Genomic DNA, 12001 nt, shown 5'->3' on the forward strand with positions numbered 1-12001 from the left:
TTTTTAGTTATATACTTTTTACAATCTCCTCAAATTGGCACAACAATTGAGGTTTATTGCCATTATTGCGATCTCACATTTATCATGTCAATATCTAACCATCCAAAGTGATATTGAATTTTTGGATAAAAAAAAGGGTGTTTTGCTTACATATTTTTCTTCTACTTAGTTCTTGTCACACATGATCGCGATCTGCTGATTTTGTATGTAATTATTAATTAAATATATTTTTTTATGACAAGAAGACTTGTACCCAGGGTAAATGCGGGATCTATGGCTGATATTGCATTTTTGTTACTTATCTTTTTTCTGGTTTCGACAACAATAGAAACTGATTATGGAATAGGTAAACAATTGCCACCAATAGAGGATGTTCAAACAGATATTGTTATTAAAGAAAAGAACCTGCTCGAAGTAAGGTTGAACCAAAACAACGAAATCTCTGTTGACGGTGTTAAAATGAATATTTCTAAGTTAAAGGAGGTTGTTGTGGCTTTTCTGGATAACGGTGGTGGATCAGGAAATGAGAGCTGCGAATATTGTAGGGGAAAACATGATGCTATTTCTTCGGATAACCCCGGTCGGGCGGTAATATCTCTTGCCAATAGTCGCGAAACAAATTATGCTACTTATATAGCTGTGCAAAATGAATTAACCGCTGCATACACAAAATTAAGAAATAGAGAAGCGAAACGGATGTACGGAGTTTCATATTCAGAAATGAAATCAAATTTACAAAAGACACGAAATAGAGATCAGATTTTAGAATTGAATGAAAAGATAAAAGCTATTCGCTCTTTGTATCCAGAAAGAATTTCTGAGATAATGCCTGTTGATTCATATTAATTTAATTTTTTATCATGTCTATACTTAAAAATAAAAGAAACAAAGCGTTGCCAGAAATTTCAACTGCTTCGTTACCGGATATTGTATTTATGTTGTTATTTTTCTTTATGGTAGCAACAGTAATAAGAGAGAATGTTTTAATGGTTGAAAATGAAATGCCCATGGCTAATCAAATAGAAAAGCTAGATAAAAGTGATTTAGTGATGTATATTTATGCAGGAAAACCGAGTTCTAGATATAGGTCTAGGGTAGGTGACCAAGCAAGAATTCAGCTTAATGATAAGTTTGCTGATGTAGGTGATATAAAAGCGTTTGTTATGGCGGAAAGAGCTTCTAGGACAGAGACAATGATTCCGTTTTTAACAACTGCCCTAAGGATAGATAAGTTTGCTAATATGGGGCTTGTAGGAGATATTAAAAATGAATTAAGAGAAGTTAATGCTCTAAAAATTAATTATAATACTAGAATAGATAATAATCCTGATTAGATATTAAGTATAATTGTTAGTGCAAGGCATACTAATAAATTTGATTCTTAAAGCTCTATTGTCTTATAGGGCTTTTTGATGTTGAATTTCTCTTTCTTAAGAAAGCTCAGAAACTCATAGAAAATTATACGAATACCTTATAGGTTACCTTGAAGAAAAACTCTAGTAAGTCAAAGTGTTTATTATACCATGGTATAGGAGAAGAGGGGAGTGATAGTCTTTTTTTGTAAGTAGCTTCTGACGAGTGGTTAAATAAAAAGAAGTGTGAATTAAGGTAAAAGAGTAGTTTTTTTATGAATATTTTAACTTATTGGTTTGGGAAGTAATGAAAATCATTCTTTTTTCTTATTTTACATTACTAACAATTCAGGAGAAATATCAGAAGAATGAGATTACATTACCTTAGTATTCTCTTTTTATTTTTTGTTTTAAAAGGACAGGGGTTTCAGAAAATAGAATCTGATACCAAAATTGATCAGATAAAGACTACATTGGATTCAATAGAGTATTGGATAGAAAATGATTATTTGAATAAAGCTCTTAAGATAATAGATAAAACAGAGGAAACCGTTTTGCAGAGTGGAAGTGATAAGCATAGAGCCCGGATCTACCGATTACGTAGTGCTTTATTGTTATATCTTAATGATCCAGAGGGGTTTAAAATGTATTTAGATCTGGCATCAGATTGGCAGGATAAAGTTAAGGATGAATATGGGGGGATTTTTGTAAATAATTTAAAAGGATTATATCATAAAAGATTTACTAAGGACTACGATCTGTCTATTTTATATTTAAATAAGGCAATCGAAGAAGCAGGCAAACCCAAGTATGAAGAACAGATTATAGATGTTTACTTTAATGTCACTTCTGTGTATTACCAAAAAAGAGATTGGGAAAAATGCAATTTGTATGCTCAAAAAACCATTGAATTAGCAAAAAAGTATAATAAAAAAATTAGACTAAGTTATCTTTATTATTATTCTGGAGTTTCCTTAACCAATATGGGGGATTATGATGGGGCTATTTCTCAATTAGAAATAGGGGAAGCGATAACAAATCAAATTACGGATACATCTAAAGTTAGTAATAATTATCCTTTGTATATTGTAGGTTTTGCAAAAGTGTATGATAAAAAGCAAGATTATAAAAAAGCAAATAAATACTATAATGAATATATGGGGCAGTTGTCCGAAAGGAATAATGCCTTTTTAGAAAAATATAGCCGAAGTATAAAATCTTACAAAGATTTGCAATTAGCAGAAAAGGAAAATGAAAAGATTGTTTTGGTGAATGAATATCAAAAGAAGCAATTAAGGCTTAGCAAGTATCTAATTTTTGCTGCTGTGGGTGTTATTTTGACTTTGATAATAATCGTATTCTTACAGTATAACAATTCCAAACTTAAAAATGAGAATAACTCTTTGCTTGCTCAAAAAAATATCGAATTACAAGAAGCAAAAGAAAAAGTAGAAAGCGCGTACAAACAAAAAACATTATTTTTAAATAGTATTACTCACGAACTTAGAACACCGTTGCATGCGATTACGGGGATTTCACATTTGTTGAATACTGAGGGAGCATCAAAGAAAGAACGCAAAAAACAATTGGAGATTTTACAGTTTTCTGGTAAATACTTGTTGAGATTTGTTAATGATATTATAGAAATGAATACTTCTGATGATTATGATACACTCTCAGTAAAAAAAACTTCTTTTGATCTTACTTCTTTTTTGAACAAGGTAAAAGATTCTATCAATTTTTTTATTACTGAAGATAATGATAATGCTTTTGAGTTTTTCATAGATTCTAACCCTTCTCATCAGCTTATTGGTGATTCTGAGTGTTTATCTAGAATACTTATAAGTACCATTTCAGGAGTTTCACGTTGTTCTAATTCTAATACTATTGAGTTTTTTGTGCAAGATGTAGACGTTAATGATGTTGAGAATAAGATATTGTTTTCTGTTAGAAATAAGGACTTGAAATTTTCAGAAGAAAGGTTAAATGAATTAAAAAGAGTTCTAAAGGATAAAGAATCTGCAGTCTTTTTAGCAATTTCTGATGAAAACAACAAAGCAGTCTTAGAGTTTGCAGTAGCAAATAAACTATTGGACAAATACAATACAACCTTGAGAATTGATTCTACTTTAGAAGAAGGAACAAGTTTTGATTTTGAAATTACCTTCCAGATAGATCAGAATTCTGATATAGAGGAATTGTTTGATGAAGAGGAACGTAAGCGGGAAACTAAAATACTTGTTGTAGAAGATGATAAAATTAATCAATTGATTACCAAAAAGATTATTTCTGGTTTTGGCTACTATTGTGATGTGGCTTCAGATGGTTATGAGGCGGTTCAAAAAAATGAAAATAATCAATATGACCTTATTTTTATGGATATAATGATGGATGGGATTGATGGATTCGAAACAACTAAAAGAATACGTAATATGGGTATTGAAATACCGATTATCGCATTAACAGCAATTTCTGAAAAAGAGAATAAAGATCGTTTTAGAGAAGTAGGTATTTCTGTTGTTGTTAATAAACCATTTGAGCCAATCGTATTAAAGAGAGAAATTGAGGCTTCTTTGTCAAAGCGCCTATAAGTTTATAATGCTAATATTGTTTTTATAAAGTTTCTCTTATTTCTAAATAAATAGATTTATTTTAGTGATCTATATGAAGAGATTATTTGTATTTGTTATTTGCTACCTGTTCGTGTTTATTTCCTTTGGACAGGATATCGAATTGAGTTCTGAGAAAGAGGTTGTGTTAGATTCTCTCTACAGAGAGGATCAATTTTATGTTGGAGTTACATACAACTTACTTTTTAACCGACCAAAGAACCTTAGCCAATCAGGTTTTTCTGGGGGACTGCACTTAGGGTTTATAAGAGATATGCCTATTAATAAGAGGCGAAATGTTGCTTTTGGTTTAGGGTTAGGGTATTCTTTCAATGTGTATAATATGGATGTTGTAGGGTATGATATTAGTAGATTTACTACCCATCTGGTAGAGGCTCCTTTCGAATTCAGGTGGCGAACATCTGTTCCCGAAACACATAAGTTTTATAGGATTTACACCGGTATTAGAATGGGCTATATGCATTCTCTTAATCCTGAATTTAAAAAAATGGACTCTAGCACTCTGGAACAAGTAAAAATTGAAGACTTAAACCGTTGGAGAGTAGGGGCTACTTTTACTTTTGGCTGGAACACATTTAATTTTTCCTTTTACTATAGTTTGAATACTTTATTTGGGGATAATGCTATGGTAGAAGGAGAGGCTATAGAATTAAATACTGCTAAAGTGGGGCTAACATTCTATATATTATAACCAAAAATTGGCCAAGGTAAGTTGAGGGATAATTCCGATTAGAAAACCTAGAACGAGTTCTAAATTAGTATGTGCTTTGCAATGTAACCTTGAAGTTGCAACTAATCCATTTGAAATCATTAATAAAGCAATGAGTAAAGTTAAATTCAGCCCAAAGTGGATGCTAAGGGTTATGGTGAACATTGTAATCCCACTAATTCCAATCATATGAAGGCTTGCCTTAATGTTGAAAAACACCATAAAAATGGCACTCAATGATGAGAATAATACGCCCAGAAAGAAAAAGTATAGTTCGGGGTAGTGGTATACATCAATTACCATTTTAATTACAACAATTAGTAAAATAGACTGAAGCAGCAACGGGATTTTACGTTGTTTTACATTTTCGAGATGAATAGATGTAATGGCACCCATGTTTTTAAGTAAAAAAAATAAAACAACAGGTATTAAGATTGTCAGAACAACGAGACCAAATACTTTGGCTCTAATAATTTCATCAGGGATAAATCTTGGCGCTGTCTTAAAATAGATTACCGCACCAATAAGAGGCATCAATAATGGATGTAGGATATAAGAAACGCTTCTTAGAAAATAGTTCATTAAATTTTCTTTCGTAACCTTGCAACAGGAATGTCTAATTGTTCTCTGTATTTGGCAACAGTTCTTCTGGCTATAGGATATCCTTTTTCTTTTAGGATTTTAGCAAGTTTTTCATCTGTTAGAGGTTTTTTCTTGTCTTCTTCTCCTATAGTTATTTCCAGTATTTTCTTTATTTCTCTTGTAGAGACTTCTTCACCCTGATCATTTGTCATTGATTCAGAAAAGAATTCTTTGATAAGTTTTGTTCCGTAAGGAGTGTCTACATATTTGCTATTTGCTACTCTAGAGACAGTACTTACATCCATTGCAATCTCATCGGCAATATCTTTTAAGATCATTGGCTTCAGATTTCTTTCATCTCCACTAAGGAAATAACTTTTTTGGTAGTGCATTATTGCACTCATAGTAATAAAAAGTGTCTGTTGTCTCTGTTTTACAGCTTCGATAAACCATTTGGCAGCATCCAATTTTTGTTTGATAAACAAAACCGCATCTTTTTGAGATTTGGATTTTTCCTTACTGGCTTTGTACCCTTGAAGCATGTTATTGTATTCTCTTGATACATGAAGCTCTGGAGCATTTCGACCATTTAGTGATAATTCAAGCTCACCATCTGTTATTCTAATGGTAAAATCAGGGACAACATGTTCTATTAAGCGATTGTTTCCAGCATATGCTCCACCTGGTTTTGGATTAAGGTGTTCAATCTCGTCAATTGCTTCTTTTAATTGCTCTTCGGTAACCTCAAATTTTAATAAGAGTTTGTTGTAGTGTTTTTTGCTAAAATGGTCAAACGATTTTTTAAGTATTTCAGAAGCTAGTTTTATCGGGATAGTAGTTTCTTTTCTATCCAGTTGAATCCATAGGCATTCTTGCAAACTACGGGCACCAATACCGGCAGGGTCGAGTTGCTGGACTATTTTTAAAACGCTTTCTATTTTTTCTTCAGTTGTATATACATTTTGAGTAAATGCTAAATCATCTAAAATATCAGACAACGATCTTCTTATATAGCCACTTTCATCTACACTCCCTACAAGAAACTCAGCTATCTCACGTTCTTCATCATCAAGTCGATATGTATTTAACTGGTTAACTAAGTGTTGGTGAAATGACGTGCCAGAAGCATAGGGTACGCTTTTTTCTTCATCGTCTGCGCTATAATTATTAGAACTTAGTCTGTAACTTGGGATTTCATCATCACTTAGATATTCATCTACATTGATCTCAGCTTCTATTTTTTCAGTCCCATAATCGTCTTCGGCTGTATTTTCATTACTAAAGGTATCTTCAAACTCATCAGCTTTTTCTTTGCCACTATCAAGTGCCGGGTTTTCTTCCATTTCCTGTTTTAGACGTTGTTCAAATGCCTGAGTAGGTAATTGGATCAACTTCATCAGTTGAATCTGTTGTGGAGAAAGTTTTTGAGAAAGCTTAAAATTTAGTTGTTGTTTTAGCATAAAAATTATCAATGTTCTTCTACTCACAAAAATAAACAAAAAACACTGTTTTTAAAGAAGTATAAGATGGTTAGTTTATTTAAAAAATGCTATAAAATCACGAATTGTAACGATTTTATTTTTCGCTTTGATCAATAAACGAGCCAAAAGTAATTATAATATGTGTCAAAGATGATTTTTTAACTTTAAAAACGGGTGTCACCTCTTATTGTAAGATGATTTGGTTTTTTTGAAGTTTAGTAAAAAGATTTTTGTGATGTTAGAGGTTTTTAAGGAACGAATAATTTACTTTTTATAGCATAAATTACCAGTCCGGTTCTATTTTTTAAACCTAATTTTTCGAAGATAGAGTCCCGATATCCTTCAATAGTTTTTGGGCTTAGACACATATCATTTGCAATTTCTTTGTATGTTTTCTCAGTACAAGCATGTTTGATAAATTCGATTTCCCGATCTTTAAGTGCAATGCTTTTTTCTTCTTTTTTATTAAGAGAACCTAATAATAGTTTTGTTACATCTTTTGTGTGATAAAATCCAGTTTCCTGAACTTGCAGAAGGGCATTTTCGAGAATACTTTTTTCTGTATCTTTTAAAAGATATCCTTTTGCTCCCGCTCTTAACATTTTTAGGATAGTGTTTTCATCTTCTTCTACAGAGAGCGCTAGTACTTTAACATGTGGGTATTGATCTTTTAGAGCTGCTGTAGTTTCAATTCCATTCATAATGGGCATATTAATATCCATTAGTACAACATCTGGAATATTCTTGGGGTCTTTAAAACGAGTTAAGAGCTCTTTCCCGTTTTTACAAATGTATAGGATTTTAAATTTAGCAAACCCGTTAACCAGTCCTGACAAAGCCTGGGATAGCAAGATGTGGTCTTCTACGATTACTACTGAATATTTCATCTATTTAGATTTATTAGTTTGTATAACCAGAAAGAATTAGCATAAGTACTCTGTTAAGAGTATATAAGAATGTTGGTGAGTATCTAAATCCTTATTTATGTTCTTTTTATAATGGTCATAGGTAATTAGTGTGAAATAATTTAATATATACAAAGTTAATCAAGTTCATTGTCTAATGCACCCGAACTTTCTTTTTTATATTCATAAACCAATGTTATGGCTGTTCCTTTTCCTTTTTCTGAGGTTAATTGTATATCTGCACCGATTAGTTTACCTCTGTTTTGCATATTGCTTAGTCCTATTCCTCGTTTGGATGGGCAATCCAGGTGATCAAAGCCAACACCATCATCTTTTGCTTGTATAATTAGTTTATCTCTACTATAATCTACATTAACATTTAGATTCGAAGCTTTAGAGTGTTTGATGGTATTGGTAAAGAATTCTTGTAATATCCTAAAAATAATTACTTCTGCTTTGTCATCTAGATGTTCTATTTCATCATTACTGGTGATTGTAGCTTTAATAAACTGCATACGATTAAATCGTTCTATCTCTAATGTGATTGCCTCTGTGAGATTTAGATTTTTTATAGTGTCAGGGTTAATCAGTTTTGACAAGGATCGCAGTTCTGTAAGACTTTTGGTTATTGTCTCTGTTACCTCTTTTAATTTACTAGGGTCGTCTTGGGCAATGTTTACTTGTATTTTGGCCAGCGTAAGGAGTTGACCAATATTATCATGCAACTCCCAACTGATGTTGCGCAAGGTTTCTTCTCTAATCTCGATCTGAGTCTCTGCTATTGCTTTTTCAAACTTTTTTTCTGTTTCTTTTTGTTGCAGTAGTAAACTGTTCTTCCTTTTTTGAAAGATGGTAAATAATACGATTAATAGTATAATGATTATAACAAGAACAATGCTTGCGACTAATATTGCTGTTTGTTGTTGCTCCATATAAAGCCAATAATAAAACAAAGATTCATTATAATGGTTAAAATGCAAAGCACCAAAAATTGAATTGATGCATCTGCAAGTTCACCTCCATAATTACGAACAATTCTAAAAGGTACATTGCCACTATAATAGATTAATACTCCAGTGCTAATCCAAAAAAGCAAGTTCCTATTAACATTAAGTACTTTTTCGGAATTCAAAATGTCAATGTAGTAAAAAATAATACTAATAATAACAAAGCTAGCACCGATAATATAAGGCGTAATCGCGAATTCCACTAGATAATTTTCAACGAAACTATTTATTAAGAATGATAAGGAATAAATAATAATGAAAGTAAAAATTATTTTTTTATGCTTTGTGTTGGTAACATAATTTCTGAATAAAAACATAAAATAATTAAATACTACGAGATAGTATATATTGTAAATTATAGTAACACTGTTAATACCAAATTGATTTTTTAAAATATAACCTGTAAGGTCATTAATTCCGATATACCAGAGTATTATTAAAAAATATTTTAAAAAAGTGTTTTTGTATTTGTATAAATATATAGAACCTATAATTGCAGTTACTAATTGAAAAATAATTACAAATATTCCGAGTTCAGATAAATAATTCATTATACTTCTTCTTAGTTTTGAGGTGGATGCCCTCCGATTTCGTTAGCTATGGTGCTATTTCCTCCATTTCCTTGTGTAAAGGAGAAGAAACTAGCAGTGTTTATTTTAGCTTTTGATGGTTTTTGATTTGGTGATTGTGAATCTTCTAATTCGTCTTCTAAAAACAATATCTCAGGTATACCATCGCCATTTTTATCCATAAACGTAAAGCCACGATGTAGATCTGAACCATCGCTTAGGGTGGTAGGTGCCATAAAAAACGTGTTTCTTCTTGGGTCTGGTATTGGTTTGCCACTTACAAATTTTTGCTTATCAGGATAGTTTCCTATGTATAATCGATACCCTGTGACATTAACTGTATCTGGGGTTACTTGGTTAATGTACGCTAAGTATTGATTTAAGAATTCTTTGGTTAAGAAAAAAGACCGTGATGGAATAAATTCTGGATCAGGTTTTCTGTCTGATCGACATAGTGTTGTTAATATGCTATCAGTTTTCTTTTCAAAAACTTCAATTACGCACGATCTATTTTCTGTATAAGTATCATAGAGTTCAATGGCATCATCTAGTGAAATAATCTCTTTAGGTTGGTCAACTATCGGAGGGTCAGGTTTGTCACAATTTCCGACAATTAAATAGGTGATAATTGCAGTTAGAATAATAACGATTAGGTAGCTGATTAAGTTAGTTTTTTTGTCCATTTTTTAAGCTTTTTAAGATGTTTGTTAAGATTTCGGTCGTTACCGAAATAAAATTAGTTAGTTTTTCAACTTGCGTTGAGGGGGTGTATCAGATTCCAGCTTTTATTTGGAATGACAAATTTTTGGTATCACCCAGTAATAAAGGGAGTTTACCTGCAATTAAAAATACTATTATTATGCAGTTTTAAAAAGATATTGATAAGATTTGTTAAAAGAAAACGGAGGTAAAGCTTTGAAAACAACTATGTTTAGGAGATTTTTGAGATGTTTTTTTGTTAGTAGGTGTTAGAAAAAAAAGGGGTTTTACCCCTTTTTATTTGAGGTATTTAACTCTTTTGTTATACCGCCTTCTATTTTAATAAAGAATGTTTTGATAGGAATTTGTTTCAATTTGGAATGAACAAAAAGCCTATCAAACTTTATTTATAGATTAAGTTCCATTTTGATATTGCTTCGTTGATATGGTGGTTTTTCTTCCATTACAATTTCTTTAAAACCATATTTCTTATAAATATAGATGGCATTTTCTAAAACTCTATTAGAGTACAAAAGTAGCTTCGTCCAATTTTGATTTGTGGCAAAATCAATACAGAACTCCATCAATTGCTGCCCTATCTTTTGACCTTGAAATTTTGGTGATACAGCCATTTTTCCGAGCTCATACGTTCCTTCTTCAATTTTGATCAATGAGAACGTTCCAGCTATTTGATTGTCTGTTTTTGCAAAAAAGATATGACCACCTTGATTGATAATGGTCTCTTCACAACGTTCTAGTAAATCAATATCGTGAGGTTCTAAAACAAAATATTTTTCTAACCATTCTATATTAAGGTTGGCAAAGTCTTTTGCATAGGTCGTCTCGAAGGGGATTATTGTTGTTTCCATTTCTGAATATGTTTATATGTTATACTTTTCAAGTATTCTTTGGCTTAAAGATTTCTCTCTTAACTGATTTTCTATAAATGTAAGGTGTCGTGTTAAGCCAGATGCACTACCTTCAGTAAGCCATTTTACCTGCTCATCAATAACCCGCCATAGAGGAATCATTTTTTGGTGAATTGTTTTTCCTTTTGCCGAAAGTCTAAAGAGTTTTTTTCTTTTATCAGTTTTGTCCATTTTATATGTAACCAATTTTTTATTGATTAATTTATTTAGCGCTTGGGTGATTGCGGGCTGAGTGTATTGAAGAGCTTCTTGTATATCTGTTGTAGTAGTTGATTCAAGATCAATTATCACTTTGAAAACAGGAAATAGATATGGGTCAAAATCGATATCCAAAGAGGTATATACGATTTGAATTTCCTTCATCATCACATCACTAAGTCTTTTTAATCTCGACCCTAGACCTAATTCTCCGTATTGTTGCAATTTATCTTTCATAAGTGATTATATAAGTACTTATGTAAATGTAGTAAAAAATTGCATTACAATTTTTGAAATGATAAGAAATAATGTAATTGCGAGTAGACGGTTTTATTGTTTAAACATTTCTTCGAGAGAGATAGGGGATTTTTTAGTTTCTAATTTTTCTATAGAGTTATAGCCATTTTCTACGACTTTTAACAACCAGTAATCATCAAAAACAGATTTATAACAAATCTCAATCATGATTTTGTTTCTGTTGTCATATACCCATTTAGCTAAGTTAGGATCGTTAATGAGTTGTACCCAGTAAAAATTTTCATTTGCAGATAGTACTGAGTTGTAAACATTTTTATTAGAAATAGAATTACTAATAGAGTCAGGTAGTTTCATCTCTTCGAATAAATCTACCCAGTTGCTTGTGTGCTTACCATTATAAGTAATTCTTACACCTTCTATAAGGGCAGGACCTGTTCCTTTATTATGAATTTTGAGTTTTAAAAATTCAAGGCTTTTATCATTCCATTGCAGGTCAGATTCGACTGATATTCTTGGCCAAGCATTTGCTTTGGTTTGTTCTAGTAAAATTTCTGTTTGTTGGCTCATAATACTAGCCTGCTTCATATATACAAAAAGTGCAGAAAAACTAGCAATGAGTACTCCAATAGCTATTAATAAATTTGGATCTATTTTCTTTTTCATTCAACTATGGTTTATAGGG

12 protein-coding genes are annotated in these 12001 nt (G+C 31.5%); 4 read left to right on the plus strand and 8 right to left on the minus strand.

Annotated elements, in window-relative coordinates; translation table 11 throughout:
* The first annotated feature begins 234 nt into the window (after positions 1 to 234).
* From C1X07_RS10015 to C1X07_RS10030, 4 genes are all read left to right on the plus strand, one after another.
* A complete protein-coding gene (locus C1X07_RS10015) occupies positions 235 to 846 on the plus strand; it encodes an ExbD/TolR family protein (protein WP_103069874.1) in 612 nt (203 codons plus the stop codon).
* Between the two features lie 14 nt (positions 847 to 860).
* Positions 861 to 1334 (plus strand): ExbD/TolR family protein, encoded by a 474-nt coding sequence (locus C1X07_RS10020; protein ID WP_103069875.1) that lies wholly within the window; start codon positions 861 to 863, stop codon positions 1332 to 1334.
* 386 nt (positions 1335 to 1720) lie between these two features.
* Entirely contained in the window at positions 1721 to 3943 is a 2223-nt protein-coding gene (locus tag C1X07_RS10025) for a response regulator (protein ID WP_103069876.1), read from the plus strand.
* 73 nt (positions 3944 to 4016) lie between these two features.
* On the plus strand, positions 4017 to 4673 hold the full coding sequence (locus C1X07_RS10030) for a porin family protein (RefSeq protein WP_103069877.1): 657 nt from the start codon (positions 4017 to 4019) through the stop codon (positions 4671 to 4673).
* Here C1X07_RS10030 and C1X07_RS10035 read toward each other — a convergent pair.
* From C1X07_RS10035 to C1X07_RS10075, 8 genes are all read right to left on the minus strand, one after another.
* Positions 4668 to 5273 (minus strand): hypothetical protein, encoded by a 606-nt coding sequence (locus tag C1X07_RS10035; RefSeq protein ID WP_103069878.1) that lies wholly within the window; start codon positions 5271 to 5273, stop codon positions 4668 to 4670. The two genes, C1X07_RS10030 and C1X07_RS10035, sit on opposite strands and share 6 nt — an antisense overlap.
* Positions 5273 to 6733 (minus strand): RNA polymerase factor sigma-54, encoded by a 1461-nt coding sequence (gene rpoN, locus C1X07_RS10040; protein WP_103069879.1) that lies wholly within the window; start codon positions 6731 to 6733, stop codon positions 5273 to 5275. The genes C1X07_RS10035 and rpoN overlap by 1 nt, the downstream gene beginning before the upstream one ends.
* A gap of 269 nt (positions 6734 to 7002) precedes the next feature.
* A complete protein-coding gene (locus C1X07_RS10045; protein WP_103069880.1) occupies positions 7003 to 7641 on the minus strand; it encodes a response regulator transcription factor in 639 nt (212 codons plus the stop codon).
* Between the two features lie 155 nt (positions 7642 to 7796).
* Positions 7797 to 8591 (minus strand): sensor histidine kinase, encoded by a 795-nt coding sequence (locus tag C1X07_RS10050; RefSeq protein ID WP_103069881.1) that lies wholly within the window; start codon positions 8589 to 8591, stop codon positions 7797 to 7799.
* A gap of 637 nt (positions 8592 to 9228) precedes the next feature.
* The gene (locus tag C1X07_RS10060; protein ID WP_103069883.1) at positions 9229 to 9918 is read right to left on the minus strand and encodes a hypothetical protein; all 690 of its coding nucleotides are present in this window, start codon (positions 9916 to 9918) and stop codon (positions 9229 to 9231) included.
* 423 nt (positions 9919 to 10341) lie between these two features.
* Positions 10342 to 10803, minus strand: a complete 462-nt coding sequence (locus tag C1X07_RS10065; protein ID WP_103069884.1) for a GNAT family N-acetyltransferase — start codon at positions 10801 to 10803, stop codon at positions 10342 to 10344.
* A gap of 12 nt (positions 10804 to 10815) precedes the next feature.
* Positions 10816 to 11298, minus strand: a complete 483-nt coding sequence (locus tag C1X07_RS10070; RefSeq protein ID WP_103069885.1) for a MarR family winged helix-turn-helix transcriptional regulator — start codon at positions 11296 to 11298, stop codon at positions 10816 to 10818.
* A 93-nt stretch (positions 11299 to 11391) separates the two neighbouring features.
* A complete protein-coding gene (locus C1X07_RS10075; protein ID WP_103069886.1) occupies positions 11392 to 11982 on the minus strand; it encodes a hypothetical protein in 591 nt (196 codons plus the stop codon).
* Between the last annotated feature and the right edge of the window lie 19 nt (positions 11983 to 12001).

This window comes from Aquimarina sediminis (assembly GCF_002895435.1).
GTDB lineage: Bacteria > Bacteroidota > Bacteroidia > Flavobacteriales > Flavobacteriaceae > Aquimarina > Aquimarina sediminis.